The 20646-nt window shown below is 71.9% G+C and carries 18 protein-coding genes; 9 read left to right on the top strand and 9 right to left on the bottom strand.

The window, feature by feature from the left end:
- Window positions 1-58 precede the first annotated feature (58 nt).
- A complete protein-coding gene (locus ABMY26_RS29925) occupies window positions 59-787 on the bottom strand; it encodes a hypothetical protein (protein ID WP_372399147.1) in 729 nt (242 codons plus the stop codon).
- Window positions 788-1242: 455 nt separating this feature from the next.
- Here ABMY26_RS29925 and ABMY26_RS29920 point away from each other — a divergent pair, with 455 nt between their 5' ends.
- The 8 genes from ABMY26_RS29920 (at window position 1243) to ABMY26_RS29885 (ending at window position 9667) form a co-directional block, all read left to right on the top strand.
- On the top strand, window positions 1243-1389 hold the full coding sequence (locus tag ABMY26_RS29920; RefSeq protein ID WP_372399146.1) for a hypothetical protein: 147 nt from the start codon (window positions 1243-1245) through the stop codon (window positions 1387-1389).
- A 168-nt stretch (window positions 1390-1557) separates the two neighbouring features.
- Entirely contained in the window at window positions 1558-2052 is a 495-nt protein-coding gene (locus tag ABMY26_RS29915; RefSeq protein ID WP_372399145.1) for a GFA family protein, read from the top strand.
- A 78-nt stretch (window positions 2053-2130) separates the two neighbouring features.
- Entirely contained in the window at window positions 2131-2841 is a 711-nt protein-coding gene (locus tag ABMY26_RS29910; RefSeq protein ID WP_372399144.1) for an extensin family protein, read from the top strand.
- 5 nt (window positions 2842-2846) lie between these two features.
- Window positions 2847-2984, top strand: a complete 138-nt coding sequence (locus tag ABMY26_RS29905) for a hypothetical protein (RefSeq protein WP_372399143.1) — start codon at window positions 2847-2849, stop codon at window positions 2982-2984.
- Between the two features lie 84 nt (window positions 2985-3068).
- The gene (locus tag ABMY26_RS29900) at window positions 3069-4547 is read left to right on the top strand and encodes a mechanosensitive ion channel domain-containing protein (RefSeq protein ID WP_372399142.1); all 1479 of its coding nucleotides are present in this window, start codon (window positions 3069-3071) and stop codon (window positions 4545-4547) included.
- Between the two features lie 231 nt (window positions 4548-4778).
- Entirely contained in the window at window positions 4779-6554 is a 1776-nt protein-coding gene (locus tag ABMY26_RS29895) for an N-acetylglutaminylglutamine amidotransferase (protein WP_372399141.1), read from the top strand.
- A 75-nt stretch (window positions 6555-6629) separates the two neighbouring features.
- On the top strand, window positions 6630-8393 hold the full coding sequence (gene ngg, locus ABMY26_RS29890) for an N-acetylglutaminylglutamine synthetase (RefSeq protein ID WP_372399140.1): 1764 nt from the start codon (window positions 6630-6632) through the stop codon (window positions 8391-8393).
- Between the two features lie 215 nt (window positions 8394-8608).
- Complete coding sequence (locus tag ABMY26_RS29885; RefSeq protein ID WP_372399138.1) at window positions 8609-9667, top strand: osmoprotectant NAGGN system M42 family peptidase; 1059 nt, start codon at window positions 8609-8611, stop codon at window positions 9665-9667.
- Here ABMY26_RS29885 and ABMY26_RS29880 read toward each other — a convergent pair.
- From ABMY26_RS29880 to ABMY26_RS29845, 8 genes are all read right to left on the bottom strand, one after another.
- Window positions 9664-11289 (bottom strand): hybrid sensor histidine kinase/response regulator, encoded by a 1626-nt coding sequence (locus ABMY26_RS29880; RefSeq protein WP_372399137.1) that lies wholly within the window; start codon window positions 11287-11289, stop codon window positions 9664-9666. The two genes, ABMY26_RS29885 and ABMY26_RS29880, sit on opposite strands and share 4 nt — an antisense overlap.
- Window positions 11290-11441: 152 nt before the next feature.
- Window positions 11442-12209 (bottom strand): response regulator transcription factor, encoded by a 768-nt coding sequence (locus tag ABMY26_RS29875; RefSeq protein WP_372399136.1) that lies wholly within the window; start codon window positions 12207-12209, stop codon window positions 11442-11444.
- Entirely contained in the window at window positions 12206-13342 is a 1137-nt protein-coding gene (gene cheB, locus ABMY26_RS29870; RefSeq protein WP_372399135.1) for a chemotaxis-specific protein-glutamate methyltransferase CheB, read from the bottom strand. The genes ABMY26_RS29875 and cheB overlap by 4 nt, the downstream gene beginning before the upstream one ends.
- Complete coding sequence (locus ABMY26_RS29865) at window positions 13339-15576, bottom strand: response regulator (protein ID WP_372399134.1); 2238 nt, start codon at window positions 15574-15576, stop codon at window positions 13339-13341. Before ABMY26_RS29865 ends, cheB begins: the two co-directional genes overlap by 4 nt.
- A 22-nt stretch (window positions 15577-15598) precedes the next feature.
- Window positions 15599-17287: a methyl-accepting chemotaxis protein gene (locus ABMY26_RS29860; RefSeq protein WP_372399133.1), complete on the bottom strand. Its 1689-nt coding sequence runs from the start codon at window positions 17285-17287 to the stop codon at window positions 15599-15601.
- A 48-nt stretch (window positions 17288-17335) separates the two neighbouring features.
- On the bottom strand, window positions 17336-17986 hold the full coding sequence (locus ABMY26_RS29855) for a chemotaxis protein CheW (protein ID WP_372399132.1): 651 nt from the start codon (window positions 17984-17986) through the stop codon (window positions 17336-17338).
- Window positions 17986-19416 carry a CheR family methyltransferase gene (locus tag ABMY26_RS29850; protein ID WP_372399131.1) on the bottom strand — a complete coding sequence of 477 codons (1431 nt, stop codon included), beginning with the start codon at window positions 19414-19416 and terminating at the stop codon, window positions 17986-17988. The genes ABMY26_RS29855 and ABMY26_RS29850 overlap by 1 nt, the downstream gene beginning before the upstream one ends.
- Window positions 19413-20000 (bottom strand): chemotaxis protein CheW, encoded by a 588-nt coding sequence (locus ABMY26_RS29845; protein ID WP_372399130.1) that lies wholly within the window; start codon window positions 19998-20000, stop codon window positions 19413-19415. Before ABMY26_RS29845 ends, ABMY26_RS29850 begins: the two co-directional genes overlap by 4 nt.
- Before the next feature lie 175 nt (window positions 20001-20175).
- On the opposite strand from ABMY26_RS29845, the gene ABMY26_RS29840 reads away from it, so the two are divergent.
- A complete protein-coding gene (locus tag ABMY26_RS29840) occupies window positions 20176-20628 on the top strand; it encodes a MaoC family dehydratase (RefSeq protein WP_372399129.1) in 453 nt (150 codons plus the stop codon).
- The last annotated feature ends 18 nt before the right edge of the window (window positions 20629-20646 follow it).

Raw genomic sequence — 20646 nt, 5'->3', positions numbered from 1 at the left:
GGCGGCCTGGAACGGCGTGGAACGGTTTTCCGCCGGTGTTCCATCGCCAGGGCCGGCCTTACAGGCGGCGGGAGAAGGCCGCGCCCCGGCGGCTCCCCCGCCGCGCCTCGGGCACCGGCGCGAGGTTCGGGAAGGGTTCGTCCGGGTTGAGGGTCCAGGGATAGACGCCCTTCGGCCCCGCCGCCTCCGGACAGGCGAGGATGGCGGCGATGGTCGCCGCATCGGGCGGCAGGCGTTCGCGCAGCGCCCCGGGCAGATCGTCGTCGAGTTCCGGAACCGTGACGGCGAACGGGGTGGGGCCGAACGGGTCGGCGGAGGATTCGGCTGCCGCAACCGGGGCCGGAACCGGGGCCGGGGCCGGAGAATGCGCCCGGCCGGCGCCGGCCATGGCGTCGAGGCCGGTGAACAGGCCGAGCCGCTCGGCCAGCCAGCGCACCGTCGAGGGGTCGCCGGACGCGACCAGCCGTTCGATCTGTTCGGCCACCAGGGCGCGCAGCGAGGAGAGCCGCAACTCGGCCTCCCGGCTCAGCGCCTGCCGCTCCCACCAGACACGGACGCGGAGGGGCTTGGAGCCGTAATAGGCCCGCCATAACGTGGTGCGGCTGCATCCCATGGCACGGGCGACCTGCTGGAAGGAGTTGCCGCGCGCCAGCATGCCGGCAGCCATGATCCACTGCTCTTCATGGAACTGCGAGCCGGGAACCAGCGAGCCGTCGGGCGGGACCGGCGGCTCGGCGGCCCAGCAGGGAAGGCTGTCCTGATTGAGGGTGCGGGTATCGATGGGCATGGCCGGGCTCCATGGGTTAGGATTAAAGCGGGCATAATATGGGAATATTTTCTGTTTTTGGGATTTTTTATCGATTCGTCAGGTGATCTGCGGAAGCATCCTTCCTCCATCGCCGGAACGCCCGGAAACGCCGCCGCCCCGCCCGGCGAAACCGCGATATCCCAGCTCCGCGCTCTGCCATGACAATTTTGTTAACCAGAGCTGCGCCGATTTCCGGCAGCCGCCCGTTGCCGGCGCGGCGATGGGGGACTATGTGACCGCTCCGCAGAGCTCACGCCTGTAAGGCATTGGAAATCAATACAATCCGTCATGCGGATCAATTTTTCCGGCGCCTCCGGCGATGCCGAGGGAAGAAAGGTCCGGGCCCCGGCGTCCATGGCGCAGGGGACCGGCGAATAAAGGTCTGGCCGCCCCGGTCGGGTGGCCGAATAAGGTTAGGGAAAGGGTCAGTCACCATGCTTTGCAACATCGTCACCGTGGCCTCGCTGGGCGTTCTCCTGCTGACGGGCATCGGCTTCAGCGTCACGAAGCCGCCGAAGCAGGATCGCGAACAGCGTGCGGACATGCCTCGCCGCATGCTGGACGAGAACATCATGGGGTAAGCGGTTGCGGGGGCGGGGGCCACATGCCCGCCGCCCCCATCCGCCCCCTCGCCCTCCCCGCCCCCGGCGGCGGCGCAACCGCATGCGCTTGCCGGCGGCGCTGCGGATCCCATCTGGTAGAGGAACGAGGCGCCTGTCGCGGGTGCCGAATTCGCGGAAACCAGATCCATGAAGCTCTCCGGTTCCTGTCGCTGCGGCGCGGTCCGCTTCACCCTGAATTCGCCGACGCCCGTCCCCTACATGCGCTGCTATTGCAGCATCTGCCGCAAGAGCGCCGGGGGCGGCGGCTATGCCATCAATCTGGGCGGCGACGCCGACACGCTGGAGGTCGAAGGGCGCGAGGCGGTGGCGACCTGGCGCGCGCCCATCGACGATCCCGGCCATCCCGGCCACACCCATCCCGGCCCGTCCCACCGCCATTTCTGCACGCATTGCGGCACGGCGCTGTGGGCGGAGGATCCGGCCTGGCCGGAGCTGGTCCATCCCTTCGCCTCCGCCATCGACACGCCGCTGCCGACGCCGCCGGAACGGGTGCATATCATGCTGGAATTCAAGGCGCCCTGGGTCGAGGTGCCGGACGGCCCGAACGATGTGCGGTTCACCGGCTATCCGGAGGAATCGCTGGAGGACTGGCATCGCCGCCACGGGCTGCTGGACCGCTGATGCCCGCGACGCCACCGGCCCGGCGACCGGCAGCCCGGCGGCCGGCAGCCCGAACGTCAGCCCGGCCGGCAGCCGGCGATGGCTAGGGCGTTGCGCTGGCTGGCGCTTGTCCTCCTGCTGGCGGGGGCCGGGACGGCGGCGGCGGTGTGGCGCGGGCTGGTCGAGGTGCCGGCGACATACGATCCGTGGGCGCCGCTCGACCTGCGGGCCGAGCCGGACTGGCTGACCGGCTTCAAGCTGGCGCGGCTGGAGCGCGACCCGGAGCAGTGCCGGGCCGCGCTGGGCGACACCGGCCTGCGCTTCACCGCCCTGCCGGATCGCGGGTCCGATGAAACCTGCGCGCTCCGCGGGGTGGTCCGGGTGTCGCGGTCGGAGGTCGCCTTCAGCAGCGGCTTCCTCGCCACCTGCGGGCTCGCCGCCGCCTGGACCCTGTTCGAGACGCATGCGATGCAGCCGGCGGCCGAGCGCCATTTCGCCAGCAGGGTGGCAAGGGTCGAGCATCTGGGCACCTATGCCTGCCGCAACGTCTATGGCCGCGCCGAGGGCCGGCGCAGCGAGCATGCAAGCGCCAACGCCATCGATCTGGCCGCCTTCGTGCTGGCCGACGGCACGCGGATCGGGGTTCTCGACGATTGGGCCGCGGCCGGGGCCGGCGCGAAGGCCGCCTTCCTGCGCGACCTGCGCGACGGCGCCTGCCGCTTCTTCGACGTGGTGCTGGGACCGGATTACAACGACGCCCACCGCAACCATTTCCACCTGGACATGGGAGCGTTCCGCAGCTGCCGCTGAAGGGCATGACCGAGGGAACCGCCGCGCCGCCGCCCTGTTGCCGCGCCCACGGCTTCGCCGGCACGGCCGCCGGCTCCGATCCGGCGCCCGCCGACGACGTGACGGGGCGGCAGGCCAAGGCAGCAGACCGGAGGATGAATTGACCGCTTGACGGGACAAGGCGTGCTCGTGCCATCGTCGCCCCTCGCCCGGCCGCGGTGGCCGGGTGCCGAGGAGATCCGTGCCCGATGAACGCCTTGCGGCGTCTGTCCGCCCCTTGCGCCGTCCTGGCCCTTCTCGCCGGGCTGGCGGCGGCCAAGCCCTGGCTGCATGCCCATCTGGAGCCCATCGCCGGATCGTCGCTGAGCGGCGGCTTCGACATCGCCGTCGCGGCGGCGGCCTGGCTGGCCGCGGCCTGGGGCGGGGCCCGGCTGATCGACCTGCTGGCGGCGGGCAGCGGCGAGGCGAACGGCGGAGGCGGCGGGGCGAACGGGCAGCGGCCGCCCCGCATCCCGCGGCTGCTCGCCGACCTGCTGCGCTTCTTCGTCTATGGCGTCGCGGTGCTGGCCATCCTGGCCTTCGTGCTGGAACAGCCGGTCACCGGCCTGCTGGCGACCTCCGGCGTCGCCATCGCCGTGCTTGGCTTCGCGCTGCGCAACATGATCGCCGACATCTTCGCCGGCATCGCCCTGAACATCGAGCACCCCTACCGGCTCGGCGACTGGCTGGAGCTGTCGCCCGGCGTGGCCGGCCGGGTCGACGAGATCAACTGGCGGGCCACCCGGCTGATCTCGTCGGACGGCACCGCCATCATCGTGCCGAACGGCATCGTCGCCGGCAGCCGCTTCACCAACTACAGCCGCCCGACCCCCGCCTTCCGCGCCGCGGTGCCGATCCTGCTCGACCAGGAGGTGCCGGTGGAGCGGGCCAAGCGCATCCTGCTGTCGGCCCTGCTGTGCGCCGACGGCGTGCTGCCCACCCCGCGGCCGGACGTGATCGTCGAGGGCGTGACCCCCAACGGCGTCGCCTATCTGGCGCGCTTCTGGGCCGACGACGGCGCCCGCCTGTCGCTGGTGCGCGACGCCGTGCTGACCGCGGCGCTCGCCAACCTCGCCCGCGCCGGGATCGAGCCGGCCCGCCCGAAGCAGGAGATCCACCGCCGCCGCCCCGCGCCTCCCGACGGCGACGGCCTGCGCCACGGCCTGCTGCGGCGGCTCGACCTGTTCGACGCCTTCGACGACGGCGAGGTCGAGGCGCTGGCCCGGGCGATGCGCCCGCACCACCTCCCCGCCGGGGCCGCCGCCGTCCGCCAGGGCGACGCGGGGGAATCGCTGTTCGTCATCGCCGAAGGAGTGTTCGACGTCCAGGCCGCCGCGCCCGCAAACGCCATTCCGGCCGATGCGGAGGGCGGCCAGCATCCCCGCCTTCTCCACCTCACCCGCCTGCAGCCGGGCGACCTGTTCGGCGAGATGTCGCTGCTGACCGGCCAGCCGCGCAGCGCCTCGGTGGTCGCCTGCACCGACGCCCTGGTGTTCGAGCTGGAGCGCAGCCATCTCGACCCGCTGCTGCGCCGCCGCCCGGAACTGGCCGAACGGCTGGCCGAGCTGATGGCCGAGCGCCAGAGCCGCAACAGCGCCGAACGCGACCGCCACCACGGCACCGCCCCGCCGCCGCCGGTGGAATCGCAGGCGCTGCTGGCCCGGCTGCGCGGCTTCTTCAGGCTCTGATCCGGACCGATGCTCGTCCTCATGCCCGACCCCTCGAGGGAACCCCTGCCCGCCTGAACCGTTATCCGGGCGGGGAGCATGCTGGCAGTGCCGGAATTTCACGCCGGACTTTCATGGCCGCCTGCAAAAGAGCGGCGGCGACACTCCGCGGCCGGCGCTCCCCCGGTGTTTGGCCCGTCCTGCGGGTCGAGCGCCCCTTCGTCCTAACCCAACGAGGAGGCTCGACAGCCGATGTGCGGACTGAGCGGCGAGATCAGATTCAAGGCAGGGAGCGCGGCGAGCAGCGCCGCGGTCCAGGCGATGTGCGACCGGATGGCGGCGCGCGGACCGGACGGACACGGGCTGTTCGCCCATGGGCCCGTCGCGCTCGGCCATCGCCGGCTGAAGATCATCGATCTCAGCGAAGCCTCGCAGCAGCCGATGGTGGATGCGGCGCTCGGCCTCGCCATCGTCTTCAACGGCTGCATCTACAACCACCGCGAGCTGCGCGACGAGCTTGCCGGGCTCGGCTACCGCTTCTTCTCCGACGGCGACACCGAGGTCCTGATCAAGGCCTATCACGCCTGGGGACCGGAGTTCGTCAAGCGCCTGAACGGCATGTTCGCCTTCGCCATCCATGAGCGCGACAGCGGCAGGGTCGTGCTGGGGCGCGACCGGCTCGGCATCAAGCCGCTCTACCTCGCCGACATTCCGGGCGGCCTGCGCTTCGCCTCCTCGCTGCCGGCGCTGGTGGCCTCAGGCGGGATCGACACCGACGTCGATCCGGTGGCGCTGCACCATTACATGAGCTTCCACGCCGTCGTTCCGGCGCCGCGCACCATCCTGAAGGGCGTGCGCAAGCTCCCCCCCGCCACCGTGCTGGTGGTGGAGCCGGACGGCACCCGGCGCGAAACCGCCTACTGGTCGCTGACCTTCGGCCCGCAGCCGGGCGACGAGGGGCGCGGCTTCGAGGACTGGCGCGAGCTGGTGCTGGAGACTCTGACCCGTGCCGTGCGCCGCCGGCTGGTGGCGGACGTGCCGGTCGGCGTGCTGCTGTCGGGCGGGCTGGACAGCTCGCTGATCACCGCGCTGCTGGCCGAGAATGGCCAGAGCGGGCTGAAGACCTTCTCCATCGGCTTCGAGACGGTGGGCGACGAGCGCGGCGACGAGTTCCAGTATTCCGACATCGTCGCGGAGCATTTCGGCACCGACCACCGGCGCATCTTCGTCGACAGCGCCCGCGCCCTGCCGGAGCTGCGCGACTGCGTGCGCGCCATGTCGGAACCGATGGTCAGCCACGACAACATCGGCTTCTTCCTGCTGTCGCAGGAGGTGGCGAAGCAGGTGAAGGTGGTGCAGTCCGGCCAGGGCGCCGACGAGGTGTTCGGCGGCTATCACTGGTATCCGCCGCTGCTGGAGAGCCGCGACGCGGTGGGCGACTATGCCCGCGTCTTCTTCGACCGCGACCAGGCCGGAATGGCCGAGGCGCTCGACCCGCGCTTCGTCGGCGAGGACCATTCCCGCCGCTGGCTGGAGCAGCGCTTCGCCATGCCCGGCGCCGAACGGCCCGTCGACAAGGCGCTGCGGCTCGACACCACGGTCATGCTGGTGGACGACCCGGTCAAGCGCGTCGACAACATGACGATGGCCGCCGGGCTGGAAGCGCGCGTGCCCTTCCTCGACCATGAGCTGGTCGAGCTGGCCGCCCGCATCCCGGCGGAGATGAAACTGGCCGAGGGCGGCAAATACGTGCTGAAGGAGGCGGCGCGGCGCGTCGTCCCGGAGGCGGTGATCGACCGGCCGAAGGGCTATTTCCCGGTGCCGGCGCTGAAATACCTGCGCGGCCCCTTCCTGGAACTGGTGCGCGACGTGCTGGACGCCCCGGCCGCGCGCGAACGCGGGCTGTTCCGCCGCGACTATCTCGACCGGCTGCTGGCCGATCCGGAACGCCACATCACGCCGCTGCGCGGGTCGAAGCTGTGGCAGGTGGCGCTGCTGGAACTCTGGTTCCAGGAACAGGGCTTCTGACCGCAAGCCAGTCGGCCGGACGACATTCGGCCGGACGCCGCAGGAAAACCAGAGCCCAACACCAGGGGGAATCCCATGAGCTACGCCCGCGTGAAACCGCACAGGCTGGAACGCGCCGCCAGCGCCACCCTGCGCCACACCCGGCGCTACACCGGCCGCCCTCCGACCGAGGGCGAGGGGGAAGCCGAGGCGCCGCGCGCCGACGTGACGGTCGATTGCGGCTGGGGCCGGCTGATCTTCGCCCACACCTTCGAGGACCAGGGCCGCATGATCGACACCCTGCGGCAGGAGGCGCCCGGCACCCGCGACATCGTGTTCTACCTGCAGGATCCGCATGTCGCCCTGTCCCTCGCCCCGCAGGAACTGTTCCTCGACCCCTCCCACAGCTTCCGCCTGTGGCTGAGCGACTACCGCCCGTCCCGCCGCCGGCCCAAGGGCTACAGCGTCCGCCGCCTGCGCACGCGCGAGGATGCCGAGGGCGTGCAGCGCATCTATGCCCGGCGGCGGATGGTCCCGGTCTCCTCCTCCTTCCTGGTGGCGTCGCGCAACAGCCGGGTGCTGACCCATTTCGTCGCCTGCGACGACGCCACCGGCGCGGTGATCGGCGCGGTGACGGCGGTGGACCATGCCCACGCCTTCGGCGATCCGGAGAATGGCAGCTCGCTGTGGTGCCTGGCGGTCGACCCGCAGGCCGCCTTCCCCGGCATCGGCGAGACGCTGGTCCGCACCGTCGCCGAGCATGTGCAGGCGCGCGGCCGCGCCTTCCTCGATCTGTCGGTGCTGCACGACAACGGGAACGCCATCGCGCTCTATGAGAAGCTGAATTTCCGCCGCATCCCGGTCTTCGCGCTGAAGACGAAGAACCCGATCAACGAGCGGTTGTTCACCGGCCCGCAGCCCGGCGAGGCGCTGAACCCCTACGCCACCATCATCGTCAACGAGGCGCGGCGGCGTGGCATCGGGGTGGAGGTGCTGGACGCCGAGGCCGGCTATGTCTGCCTGAGCTGGGGCGGGCGCAGCGTGGTCTGCCGGGAGTCGCTGAGCGAGCTGACCACCGCCGTCGCCATGAGCCGCTGCGACGACAAGGCGGTGACCCGCCGCGTGCTGGAGCGCGCCGGGCTGGCCGTGCCCGCCCAGATGGTTGCCGGCGATGGGGAAGGGACTGCGCGCTTCCTGGCGGAGCATGGCCGCATCGTCGTCAAGCCGGCGCGCGGCGAGCAGGGGCGCGGCATCACGGTCGACGTCCGCGACGCCGATACCATGGAGCGCGCAATCGCCGCGGCCCGCCAGCATTGCGACACGGTGCTGCTGGAGGAATTCTGCGAGGGGCAGGATCTGCGGATCGTCGTCATCGACAAGAAGGTCGTGGCCGCCGCGGTGCGCCGTCCGGCGGAAATCACCGGCGACGGCACCCACAGCGTGCGCGAGCTGATCGAGGCGCAGAGCCGCCGCCGCGCCGCCGCCACCGGCGGGGAGAGCCACATCCCGCTGGATGCCGAGACCGAGCGCTGCCTCGCCGCCGCCGGCCGGACGCTGGACGACGTGCTGCCGGCCGGCGAGCCGCTGCCGGTGCGCAAGACCGCCAACCTGCACACCGGCGGCACCATCCACGACGTGACCGACAGCCTGCATCCCGAACTGGTGGAGGTGGCGACGGTGGCCGCCCGCGCGCTCGACATCCCGGTCGTCGGGTTCGACCTGCTGGTCGAGGCGCCGGACCGGCCGGGCTACGTCTTCATCGAGGCGAACGAGCGGCCCGGCCTCGCCAACCACGAACCGCAGCCGACGGCGGAACGCTTCGTCGACCTGCTGTTCCCCCAGACGCGGGGGGTGTTCTGAGGGGGAGCTGTCGCGACGGTGCCCCCTCCCCATCCCTCCCCCGCCCTCGGCCGGCCGAAGGCCGGTCCGATCGCGGGAGAGGGGGTAGGACGCCTGGTGGCGCGACGTACCTGTCGAAGCGGCGGCAGTCCCCTCTCCCACCGCAGGTGGGGGAGGGTCAGGGAGGGGGCCGGCGCCGCCGCAGCATAGCCCCCCAGCAGGAGGAAAAACCGACCATGGCCGTGCCTTTGCCCATCGATATGGGCTATGTCACCGACGTTCTCTACCGGCTGCTGACCACGCCGAGCCCGACCGGGCACACCGGCGACGTGGTGCGGCTGTGCTGCGCCGAGCTGGAGCGGATGGGAATCCGCTACGAGCTGACCCGGCGCGGCGCCATCCGCGCCGACCTGAAGGGCGTGCGGGCCAGCCCGGACCGCGCGCTGGTCGCCCATGTCGACACGCTGGGCGCCCAGGTGAAGATGCTGAAGGACAATGGCCGGATGGAGCTGGTGCCCATCGGCCACTGGTCGTCGCGCTTCGCCGAGGGGGCGCGCTGCACCGTGCTGACCGACCGCGGCCCGTGGCGCGGCACCATCCTGCCGCTGAAGGCGTCGGGCCACACCTTCAACAAGGAGGTCGACAGCCAGCCGGTCAGCTGGCAGCAGGTGGAACTGCGCGTCGACGCCCCCTGCAGCAACCGGCGGGAGCTGGAGGAGCACGGCTTCAACATCGGCGACCTGGTCGCCATCGATCCGCAGCCGGAATTCCTGGAGAACGGCTTCATCGTCTCGCGCCACCTCGACGACAAGGCCGGCGTGGCGGTGATGCTGGGGGCGGCGAAGGCGGTGGTCGATGCCGGCGCGTCATTGCCGGTGGACTGCCACCTGCTGTTCACCATCTCCGAGGAGGTCGGGTCGGGCGCCTCGTCGATCCTGCACCAGGACGTGGCGGAGATGGTGACCATCGACAACGGCACCACCGCCCCAGGCCAGAACAGCAGCGAATACGGCGTCACCGTCGCCATGGCCGACAGCACCGGCCCGTTCGACATGGCGCTGACCCATGCGCTGCTGGCGCTGTGCAAGGCGCAGAACATCCCGCACCGGCGCGACGTCTTCCGCTATTACCGCTGCGACAGCGCGTCGGCGATCGAGGCCGGCAACGACATCCGCACCGCGCTGGTCTGCTTCGGCATCGACGCCTCGCACGGCTACGAGCGCATCCACGCCAACGCGCTGGAAAGCCTGGTGCGGCTGCTGGTGCTCTACATGCAGAGCCCGCCCAGGGATTAGCCGGCGGTCTTCCCGTTGCGCCGCACCTCCTCCAGCACCCGGCGCAGTTCGTCGGGATGGAGGGGCTTGTGCAGGAAGGCGCAGCCGCGGCGCTGGCCCTCCAGCAGGCTCTCGGGCGCGGTCTCGCCGGTCAGAACGACCGCCGGGATGTCGGCCCTGAACAGCTTGCGCACGCGGTCGATCACGTCGAAGCCCGATACCTTCCCCGGAAGGCGCAGGTCGGTCAGGATGGCGTCGGGCGGCCCCTCCAGCCCGTCGACCGCGGCGAATACCTCCCGCATGTTGGCGGCCGGGACGAAGGCGCAGCCCCAGCTCTCCAGCGTCAGCAGCAGGCCGGACAGCACCATGCTGTCGTCGTCGACCACCAGGATGCGCATGCCGTCGAGCGGAACGCCGGCAGCGCCGCCGCCGTCGGCCGGCACCGCCGGGACCGCGGCGGCGTCGGCCGCCCCCTCGCCGTCCGCCAGCCGCTCCACCGTCACCGCGAAGACCGAGCCGCGGCCGGAGCGCGACTGCACGTCGATGGGAGCGTTCAGCAGCACCGACAGCCGCCGCACGATCGCCAGCCCGAGCCCCAACCCCCGCGTCGGGTCGCGGCTGGGGTTGGTCAGCTGGTGGAACTCGTCGAAGATGACGTCCTGCTTGTCCGGCGGGATGCCGAAGCCGGTGTCCCACACCTCGATCCGCCACCGCCCGTCGCGCTTGCGCAGGCCGAGCAGGATGCCGCCGCGCTGGGTGTAGCGGATGGCGTTGGCCAGCAGGTTGCGCACGATGCGGCCAAGCAGCACCGGGTCGCTGCGGGTGAAGGCCCGGCCGGCAGCATCGGCGGGGACATGGATGCGCAGCCGCAGCCCCTTTTCCTCCGCCTGCGGCCGGAACTCCTCGGCCAGCGACTGCAGCAGCGCGTCGAGCGACACCGCCTGCAGATCCGCCTCGACCGTTCCGGCATCCAGGGTGGAGATGTCGAGCAGCGCGTTCAGCAGCCGCTCGCCGGCCGTCATCGCGTTGGCAAGCATGCCGGCGGTGCGCGTCGCCCGCGCGTTGCCGTCCACCTGGGTCGTCAGCGCGTCGAGGAACAGCCGCATCGCCTGGAAGGGCTGGCGCAGGTCGTGGCTGGCCGAGGCGAGGAAGCGCGAGCGCGCGGCGGTGGTGCGCTCCACCTCGGCCCGCATGGTCTCGGCCATCCGGGCGATGGCGTCGTCCAGCGTCGCCGTCGCCAGCACCCCGACGACCCGCCCATCGGCCAGCAGCGGCGCGGCGCGCAGCGTCACCGGCGGCTCGGTCGGCAGCCGCAGCAGCGCGACGTCCGGGCGGAGGGGTGCGGCGGCCCCCCCCTCCGTCTTCGCTTCCCCCTCGTCGACATAGAGCGGGCGCAGCGCCTCGGCCACCGCGGGCCAGCCGCCCGGCAGCAGGCCGTGCCCGCTTTCGTCGCGGGTCGCCGCACGCGGCCGGTTCAGCAGGGCGGCCAGCGCCTCGTTGCAGCGCACGGCGGCGATGTCCGGCCCGCCGATGACGAGCATGGCCGGGACCGTGCCGGCCGCGCAGACCCGGCGTGCATTGTCGAGGCACTCGCGGTGGCGCTGATCGGTCGGTGGCAGCGGGGTGGCCGAAGATCGGGGCATCGCGTCGGCGTCTCTTGGGATCGGGGTCTCGAGGATGGGCTGGAGGCTGATCGCCATGGGCACCGGATCGACCATACGGTAGGTTTCGGAATGTCCACAGACAATAAACGGACCCGCCGACTTGGGAAATCACACGATGGCTCTACTCCCTCCTATGCGGAAGGTACAGATCGCGGAAGCCGCAACAGGTGATCCTCGACGAAGTATTTACGGCGCAACAGTGCCATCAGCCGGATCTTGAGGACATCCATCGTCTGCGATTTGCCGACGAAATCATCGGCCCCGGCGTTCAGGCTGATCATCAGCTGCTCCTCGTCGTCCTGGCTGGTCAGGATGACGATCTGGAAGAACAGGCCGCGCCTGCGCCGGAAGCGGTCGAAGCGCTGGCAGAGCTGCGTGCCGCTGGTGCCGGGCATCACCAGGTCGAGGATGACGCAATCGAGCCCGCCGCCGGCCAGCGCCGCCACCGCCTCGTCGGCATTGCGGGCGGCGGTGACGCTGCACCCCTCCTGTTCCAGCTCGCCGCGCAGGAATTCGCGGTAGGTGGCGCTGTCGTCGACGATCAGGATGCGGGCGCGGCGGAAGATCTCCGGCGCCGTCGGGGGGGCGCTGCGCCGCTCGATCGTCCGCCACGCCTCGGCCACCAGCGCCTGCGGGTCGGAGGTGTCATGCTCCCCCTCGCCGCGGCCGAGCACCATGACCGACGCGTCGCTGCGCGCGCGCAACTCGGCCAGCCCGGCCGGACCGGCAAGCTCGCCCTCGACGATCAGCAGATCGTGGGGGGCGCGCGCGAGTTCGGCCAGCGCCGGCTCGACGCCCTCGACGCAGACCGCCTCCACGCCGCGCTCCTCCAGCAGCAGTTTCAGCAGAAGCCCCTGCGTCTGGGAGCCCATGAGAACGAGGGTGCGCAGTCCGTTCATGACGCCATCTTATCGTCGGAGGTCAGTTGCAGCAGCCGTGCGGCCACCCGGTCGAGAGGCAGTTCCTCCACGGCGCCGCCCAGCCGGACGGCGGTGCCCGGCATGCTGTGGATGACGGCGGTGGAGGCGTGCTCGGCGATGGTGTAGGCGCCGGTCCGGTGCATGTCCGCCAGCCCGCGCGCGCCGTCCTCCCCCATGCCGGTCAGCAGCACGCCGATGCCGGCGGCGCCGTAGCCGCGCGCCATCGATTGGAACAGCACCTCGCCCGACGGGCGCTGCCCGCACACCATCGGGGCGTCGGACAGGCGGATGGTGGCGTTCTCCACCTGCATGTGGCGGTCGCCCGGCGCCACATAGACGGTGCCGGGACGCGGGGTCGTCCCCTGCTCGCCCAGCCGGACCGGCAGCGCGGAAACGGTGCCGAGCCAGTTGGCGAAACCGGCCATGAAGGGCGCCCCCATATGCTGGACCACGAAGACCGGCAGCGGGAAACCGGCCGGCAGCTCCCTCAGGATCCGCGACAGCGCCGCCGGCCCGCCGGTGGAGGCGACGAGGCCGAGCGCGCGGAAGCGCCGGATGTTCCCCTCCGCCGTCACCGCCGCGGCCGTCGGCGGGGGCACCGGCGGCAACTCGGCAGAGGCGTTGGCCGGCCGCGCGGCGCGGGCGGTGATGCGGTGCCGGATCACCTTCACCTGGCTCATGATGACCAGCTGGGTGCAGAGATGGTGCGCCACCGTCTGGTAGTCGGCGCGCGCCATGCTGCCCGGCTTCTCCACCACCGCCAGCGCGCCGGCCTGCAGCGCCCGCATGGGGATGTCGAGGTCGCGCACGTCGGACGCCACCACCACGATCGGCAGCGGGGTCTGGCGCATGATGCGGCTGGTCACCTCGAAGCCGTCGATGCCCGGCAGGCGGATGTCGAGCGACACGACGTCCGGCGCCTCCCGCTCGATCATGCGCAGCGCCTGTTCGCCGCTCGACGCGATGCCGGCCACCTCCAGCCGCGGATCGGAGCCGATGACGTGGCTGAGAAGCTGCTGGATGACCGGGCTGTCCTCGACCACCAGCACGCGGATGCGGCGGGCCGCGCCCTGCACCCCGGCCTCGGCCCCTGCCCGCGCGGCCCCGCTCACAGCAGCCGCCGGATGCCGGCCAGAAGCTCGTTCTGGTCGAAGCGCGTCTTGACGATGTAGGCGTCGGCACCGAGCCGCAGGCCGCGCTCGCGGTCCTCGTCGCTGGCGCGCGAGGTGACCAGGATCACCGGGATCTCCTCCAGCCGCCTGTCCGCCTTGACCGCCTGCAACAGGGCGAAACCGTCCATCCGGGGCATCTCGACGTCGCTGATGATCAGGCCAACCTCCATCCCTTCGGACAGGCGCTCCAGGGCCTCGCGCCCGTCCACGCACAGCGTCACCCGATAACCATGGGCTTCGAGGATGCTCTTTTCCAGCGTGCGGGTGGTGATGCTGTCATCGACGACCAGGATATGCGCCCGGACGGGGGGCGCCTCCTCCGCGGGCCGTGCCGGCGGGGGCAGGATGCTGCCGGGCAGCGGCATCAGGCCGGAAATGTTCAGCACCAGCGCCGGACCGCCGTCGTCCATCAGCACGGTGCCGAGATAGCGGCCGGACTCGAGCCCGGTCTCGTCCGCCGCGGTCACCACCGTCTCGCGCGTGGCGACGAAGCGGTCGACCGCCAGGGCCAGCCTGCGGTCCGCCGCCCGCACCACCACCAGGGCCAGCGCCCGCTCGGCGGTCGGCACCACCGGCGCCTCCATGCCGAGCAGCGCCGCCAGCGAGGTGACGGGGATCTCCTCGTCGCCGATGCGGATCATCGGCGTGCCGACGCCGGAGAACAGCGCCTCGGCCGGGGTGGTGCGCAGCCGGACCACGTCGGCCGAGGGGATCGCCAGGATCTGGTCCTGCACGGCGACGAAGACCAGCCGCTGGCTCAGCAGGCTGAGCGGCACCTCGATGGTGACGGCGGTGCCGCCGCCCGGCCGGTCGGCGATGGTCAGGTTGCCCTGCAGCCGCTCCACCTCCCGCCGCGCGATGGCCAGCCCCATGCCGCGCCCGGCCAGCTCGGTGGTGTGGACGGCGGTCGAGAAGCCGGGGTGGAACAGGAATTCGGTCAGCCGCTCCAGCGGCACCTCCTCGGCCTCGCCGGCCCCGTCGGAGGAGCTGGGGTCGAGAAGCCCGCGTTCCTCCGCCCGGCGCCGGATCGCCGCGCGGTCGAGCCCGCGCCCGTCATCCTCGATGCGCAGCCGCAGCCGCGCCCCCTCGACCGATGCGGCGATGGTGACGCGGGCGGCCGGCCGCTTGCCCAGCGCCAGCCGCTCGGCCGGCGTCTCGATGCCGTGGCTGATGGAATTGCGGGCGATGTGCAGGATGGGATCCTTCAGCCGCTGCAGGACGGCGCGGTCGGCCTCGACCTCCAGCCCGCGGACGTCGACCTCGACCTCCTTGCCCTCGGCCCGGCTGATGTCGCGGACCATGCGGCCGAGCCCGCTCAGCTGGTTCTCGGCCGGCAGCATGCGCAGGCGGCGCATGTCCTGCTGCAAGCCGCCGCCCCAGCGCCGCATCGACCACAGGAGCCGGTCATGGCTGCGGTGCGCGCTGTCGAGCGCGCCGCCGAGCGCGCGGAAGCGCCGTTCGAACGACATCAGGGCCGGCAGCGCGCCGCGCCCGTCGGCCGCATCCGCCGGCACCCCGCGCCCGACCTGCACCCGCAGGTGCCGCCACGCCCGGTCCAGCGCCCGCCATTCCTGGCGCATCCGGCGCAGCTGCTCGCCGAGCCCGGCCTGCGCCTCCACCTCCGGCAGCAGGGCCGAGGCCGTCTCCGACAGGCGCTCCAGCCCCTGGGAGGCGATGCGGACCAGCGCCGCGCTGTCGGCGTCGACCGGCCGCTCGCGCGGCGGCACCTGGGTGCGCCCCCGCCCCCGGTTGCCCGCGGGTGCGGCGGCGGCGGACGAGGAGGCGGTCCCGCCGGACCCGCCGCCGGCCAGCCGGTCGAGATCGGCGAGCACCCCGGCCGTCTCCACCGCCTCGCCGCCCTGGAGCGACCAGGCGACCAGATCCTCGATGGCGTCGAGCGCGCGGCGCACCACGGCGGCGCTGGCGGCGTCCAGCGCCGTCCCGCCCTTCTGCACCGCGATGAAGGCGGCCTCCAGCCGGTGGGAGATCGCCTCCACCTCCGGCAGGTCGACGGCGCGCGCCGCCCCCTTCAGGCTGTGGGCGCGGCGGTGGATGTCGACGAGGTCGGGCTCCTCCCCGGTGGCCTCGGCCTCGCGGAGCGCGTTGCGGATCGCCGACAGATGGTCCTTGTGCTCGATGTCGAAGGCGGCGAGCAGGCGCTGGCGGATATCCATCAGGAGCCTCGGCTGAACATCGTCACACCCGGTAGTTCCGCACCGCCTCGACCAGGCCCTGGCCGAGATTGTTCAGGTTGGCGGCGGCGCCCTCCAGCTGGCGGGTGCCGGCGGCGGTCTGGCTGCTGGCCTCGCGGATGTTCTGCAGCGCCTGGATAACCTGCTCCAGGCCGATCTGCTGCTGGTTGGTGCCGGCGACGATCTGCTGGAAGGCCAGCACGCTCTCCTGGATGTTCTCCGCCATGGTGCGGATGGTCGACTGGGTGGCGTCGGTCTGGCGCTTGCCGGCGGCGACGCGCTTGACCGCCTCCTCCGTCAGCATGACCGAGGCGTTGATGCCGTGCTGGATCTCCGACAGGTTGGAGCGGACCTGCGCGGTCGCCTCCTTCGACTGGTCGGCGAGGCTCTTGATCTCGCCGGCGACGATGGAGAAGGTCCGGCCATGCTCGCCGGCCGCCGCCGCCTCGATGGCGGCGTTCAGCGCCAGCAGGTGGCAGCGCTCGGCGATGTCGTTCACCGTCACGATGATCTCGCCGATCGCCTGGGTGCGCTCGGACAGCATGACGATGTTCTCGGCCACCGCCTCGGCCTGCTCGCGGATGGCGTCCATCGCCTGGATGGTGTCGTCCACCGCCTTCATGCCGGAATGGCTGGAGGCCGCCACCGTCTGGGCGCCGTGGGAGACGTCCTGGGCGCGGCGGTTGATCTGCGCCCCCGATTCGGTGATCTCCGACAGGGTGGCCGTGGTCTGCTCCACCGCCGCCAGCTGCTCGGCGACGCTGGCCGACTGCTGCTGGGTGGAGGCGCGGATCTGCGCGGTGGCGGCGTGGACGCTCTCCGCGGTTTCGCGCGTCGTCCGCGCCATCGACTTCAGCCGGCCGGCCATCTCGTTCAGATGGTCGCCCAGGATGGCCAGCTCGTCCTTGCCGGATATCGCGATCTCCTGCGTCAGGTCGCCGTGGCCGACCTTGGTGACGAAGTCGATGGCGCGGCCGAGCCGCCGCGTGATCGAGCTGCCGATCATGTAGGCGACGGCGACGGCGGTCAGGAAGACGACGACCAGGGCGATGACCGACGACTGGATGGCGGAGTCGTAGATCGCCCGGATGTCGTCGCGCCCCGACGCGGTCAGATGGTCGATGGCGGTCTGGGCGGTCTCGATGCGCTGCTCCATGGCCTTGCGCAGCTCGTCGACCCTCTGGCGGCGCTGGAGCGCCTCGGCGACCTGGTTGCGCTCCAGCATCGTGTAGATGGTGCGCGCCTCGTCGCCGACCGCCATGATGGCCCGGTTCATCTCGTTGACCGCCGTGTCCAGCTCGACCCAGCCGCGGCGGCGGTTGTCGGTCACGCTGTTGAGCGAGCGTTGCGCCACCATCGCGCGCAGGCTGCCCAGATCCTGGCGCAGCTTGGCCCCGACCTCGTCATAGTGGCGGCGCAGCGGCGTCAGGATCGCCGGGATTTCCGCCGCCCGCCCCTCGGCATTGGCGATGGACACGGCGTTCAGCGCCGTCTCGCGCGTGCTGCGCAGCTCCGCCTGGAGGTTGCCGACCGTCGTCACCAAGTCGGCCGCCTCGGTGTCGTAGCTGGACACCGCCATGATCACGCCCAGCGCGTCGGAAAAGCGCGACATCTGGTACAGCGCCAGCAGCGCGGTCAGGATGCACACCACGCCGAATCCCAGGACCAGCTTGTGCGCGACTTTGATGTTCATTCTTGGACTCCAGCCCCTGACGGCTTCTGCGAGTGGATCGGACGGGTCTCAGCTCTTCACGACATCGAGCAGCGCCGCCATGTCGAGGATCGCCATGCGGTCGGCGGCGATGGCCTTGACCAGCGGCCCGGCCTCCGCCGGGGCGGCGCGCTGGGGGGCGATGCTCGCCACCCGCTCCACCGCATGCAGGCGCAGCGCCGCCGGCCGGCCGCTGCCGGTGCGCAGCACCAGGGCATAGCCGGGCTCCGCCGCGCCGCCCGCAGCGCCGCCATCCCCCGCCGGCAGGGCGCCGGGCCCGCCGCACAGCCGGTCGAGGTCGAACAGCCGCATCACCCGGCCGCCGACGGCGATCACCCCGAGCATCGCCGGCGGCGCTCCCGGCACCCGGGCCAGCCGCGGCATCGGCGCGATATGGCCGAGATGACGCAGCTCCAGCCCGTACAGCGTCGCCGCCCCGCGCGCGACCAGCATCGGGATGCCGGTGTCCTCACCGTCGAGGACGGGCGGCGGTTCGGCCAGATGTTCGGTGCGGCGGTCCAGCAGGGCGTCGGCCCAGGGGCCGCGTCCGGCGAAGGTCTCCTCCAGGATCGCCCTGCGCTGCGCCAGCCCCTCGCGCACATCCTCCCAGTCGATGGCGGACCGGCGCGGAGCCGGGCGGGGATGGGAATCGGGCCGGAAATCGGGATCGGTCTCGTCCATCAGCCCTCCTCGCCCGACAGCCAGAGCGCGAGCATGCCGCGCAGCTCCTGCACGGTCAGGCCGCCGCCTTCCGTCACCGCCTCGTCGTCGGGACGGTTCTCCAGCGCCTCCCGCGCGTTGCGGAAGTGGCGCTGCGCCGGCACCAGCCGGCCGCGGCGCCAATAGGCCAGCGCCAGATGATAGTCGGCCAGCACGAAGCGCGGGTCGAGATAGAGCGCCCGCTTGAAGGCGGCGACCGGATCGCCGACGCCCAGCTCCTCCTCCACCAGCCCGAGCTGGTAGTGGGCGCCCGGATCCAGCCGGTTGGCCTCGATGCGGGCGATGCAGCCCTCCAGCACCGTGGAGCGCTCGTTGGCGTCCGCCGCATCGGGCGGGCCGGGGACGGCGGGCGGCGCCGCGCCGGGCGCGGGGGCGGGGGCGGGGGCGGGCGGCGCCCGCCGCGCGGCGGGAGCGCGCCGCGGCTTGGCCGGGGGAGCGGGCGAGGCCGCGGCGGGCGGCAGGGTGGACAGGGCGGCCGGCGGGGCGGCGGACGGGGGCACGTACGGCGGAGGCGGGCGGTCGACCTGCTTGCGGTAGAGCGTGGCGCCGGGCACCGACACCGGGATGAACAGCTCGTTCAGCTGCGGCCCGGCCTCGGCATGGCCGACCACCAGCCAGCCGCCGTCCGCCAGCGCCCTGTGCAGGTTCCCCAGCAGCCGGTGCCGCGTCGCCTCGTCGAAATAGATCATGACGTTGCGGCACAGGACGATGTCGAAATGCCCGATGCCGTGGGGATATGAGGGGATCGCCCCGTCCACGAGGTTGAAGGGCATGAAGCTGGTCCATTGCCGGTATTTCGGCTTGACCGACCACAGCCGGTCCTGGCGGTCGAAGCAGGCCTCCAGCGTGTCCGGCGACAGGCCGCGCACCGCCCAGTCGCCGTAGGCGCCGCGGCGGGCCTGCTCCAGGAAGGCGCCGTTGATGTCGGTGCCGACGATGTGGACCTGCCAGCCCTCCAGCTGGTCGGCGAAATGCTGCTTCAGCAGGATTTCCATCGTGTAGGCCTCGGGCCCGATGGAACAGCCGGCGCTCCAGATCCGCAGCAGCCGGCTGGTCTGGTTGCGGCGGATGCATTCCGGGATGGCGACGGCGCGCAGGGCGTCGAACTGTTCGATGTAGCGGAAGAAGAAGGTTTCCCCCACCGCCAGCTCGTTGATCAGCCCCTGGTATTCGGCACCGTTCGGCCCCTCCGCCTCCAGCGCGGCGAGATATCCCGACAGAGTCGCGATGCCGCCGAACGGCAGTCGGCGGTTGATCCGCTCGGCGAAGGCGGCGTCCTTGTCGGCGTAATAGGCCAGCCCGGTGGCGTCGATCACCATCGCCTTCAGGCGCGGGAAATGCGGGTCGCGGCGGATCGCCTCGATCGCGGCGGATGCTGCGGTGACGATCACGGCGCGTGCCCTCCGCCATCTTCCCATGGGGCGAGCCGGCGTTCCGCCGCCGCGCGGAAGGCGTCGAGAATCCGCCCCTCGGCCTCGCTCAGCAGCAGGGCGGGATCCAGAAGCGTCACCGCGCCGCCGCGGCCGGTCACCCGGTCGGCGAAGGCGGCGGCGGCGCAGCCGTTGAAGGACAGGGACGGGTCGGACGGCATGCGGTCCCCCGGCTCCACCGCCACGTCGCCATGCACCCGGTCGACCAGCAGCGCGGTCGGGCGTCCCCGCCATGCGATCAGGATCAGCGGCGCATACAGCCCGCCCGGCGCCGCCCCGGCGCCGAGATCCAGCAGCGCGTCCAGGCGCAGGACCGGCACGATCTCCCCTTGATAGCGGAACACGCCTTCGACCGGCCGCGGCGCCGTCGGCAGGCGGTCCAGCCGCGGCAACGGCAGGAAGCGCCGCACGGCTTCCACCGGCAGCGCCAGCGCTTGACCGGCAACCGAGAACACGACGCAGCGGGACGGCGATGGCAGGGAAAGGGCGTGCGCGGGGTTGGGTGACATCCGTCCGTCGATGGTCTGGAATCCGAACGGGAACATGCCTGATCGAGGGCGGAATGCGAATTACGCCAAAGGTTTACGCCATACGGCCTATGCCCTGGCGTCATGCCGGCCCTTTGGCCGTCCCATGCCGGCGCAGGAACGCCTTCGCCATCCTGCCGCGGCGGGCTACCCTGCTGCTGCGATCGGGAAACCACCGGGGAGAGAAGAGACGATGCGAGGCCGCCATTTCGAGGATTTCCACATCGGCGACGTGATCCTGTCGGAAGGGGCGACCCTGACGGAGAGCCAGATCATCGATTTCGGCCTGCGGTTCGACCCGCAGCCCTTCCACATCGATGTGGCCGCCGCCGCGGACGGCCCGTTCCAGGGGCTGATCGCCAGCGGCTTCCACACGCTGTCGCTGACCTTCCGGCTGCTGCGCGACACCGGGATCGTCACCGGCACCAGCCTGGGCGGCTCCGGCATGGACGAGCTGCGCTGGCTGAAGCCGGTCCGCCCGGGCGACAGCATCCGCGTCCGGGTGGAGGTGGTGGAGACCAGGGCATCCCGCCGCGGCGACCGCGGCACGGTGCGGATGGCCTACACCACGCTGAACCAGCATGGCGAGCCGGTGATGACCTGCACCATGGCCCACATCGTGGCGACACGCACCGTTCCGGCCTGACCCGGCGAAGCTGGCCCG

It is taken from the genome of Azospirillum sp. HJ39 (genome assembly GCF_041507355.1).
GTDB lineage: Bacteria > Pseudomonadota > Alphaproteobacteria > Azospirillales > Azospirillaceae > Azospirillum > Azospirillum thiophilum.
Note: the sequence above shows the minus strand (reverse complement) of the source record. Positions and strands in the feature narration are given on the sequence as shown.

Coding starts and splice junctions, on each gene's coding strand:
- ABMY26_RS29895 (WP_372399141.1), top strand. CDS start 4,779: ATGTGCGGACTGAGCGGCGAGATCAGATTCAAGGCAGGGAGCGCGGCG.
- ABMY26_RS29845 (WP_372399130.1), bottom strand. CDS start 20,000: ATGTTCCCGTTCGGATTCCAGACCATCGACGGACGGATGTCACCCAAC.
- ABMY26_RS29855 (WP_372399132.1), bottom strand. CDS start 17,986: ATGGACGAGACCGATCCCGATTTCCGGCCCGATTCCCATCCCCGCCCG.
- ABMY26_RS29925 (WP_372399147.1), bottom strand. CDS start 787: ATGCCCATCGATACCCGCACCCTCAATCAGGACAGCCTTCCCTGCTGG.
- ABMY26_RS29880 (WP_372399137.1), bottom strand. CDS start 11,289: ATGCCCCGATCTTCGGCCACCCCGCTGCCACCGACCGATCAGCGCCAC.
- ABMY26_RS29910 (WP_372399144.1), top strand. CDS start 2,131: ATGGCTAGGGCGTTGCGCTGGCTGGCGCTTGTCCTCCTGCTGGCGGGG.
- ABMY26_RS29875 (WP_372399136.1), bottom strand. CDS start 12,209: ATGAACGGACTGCGCACCCTCGTTCTCATGGGCTCCCAGACGCAGGGG.
- ngg (WP_372399140.1), top strand. CDS start 6,630: ATGAGCTACGCCCGCGTGAAACCGCACAGGCTGGAACGCGCCGCCAGC.
- ABMY26_RS29900 (WP_372399142.1), top strand. CDS start 3,069: ATGAACGCCTTGCGGCGTCTGTCCGCCCCTTGCGCCGTCCTGGCCCTT.
- ABMY26_RS29885 (WP_372399138.1), top strand. CDS start 8,609: ATGGCCGTGCCTTTGCCCATCGATATGGGCTATGTCACCGACGTTCTC.
- ABMY26_RS29905 (WP_372399143.1), top strand. CDS start 2,847: ATGACCGAGGGAACCGCCGCGCCGCCGCCCTGTTGCCGCGCCCACGGC.
- ABMY26_RS29920 (WP_372399146.1), top strand. CDS start 1,243: ATGCTTTGCAACATCGTCACCGTGGCCTCGCTGGGCGTTCTCCTGCTG.
- ABMY26_RS29865 (WP_372399134.1), bottom strand. CDS start 15,576: ATGGATATCCGCCAGCGCCTGCTCGCCGCCTTCGACATCGAGCACAAG.
- ABMY26_RS29840 (WP_372399129.1), top strand. CDS start 20,176: ATGCGAGGCCGCCATTTCGAGGATTTCCACATCGGCGACGTGATCCTG.
- ABMY26_RS29860 (WP_372399133.1), bottom strand. CDS start 17,287: ATGAACATCAAAGTCGCGCACAAGCTGGTCCTGGGATTCGGCGTGGTG.
- ABMY26_RS29915 (WP_372399145.1), top strand. CDS start 1,558: ATGAAGCTCTCCGGTTCCTGTCGCTGCGGCGCGGTCCGCTTCACCCTG.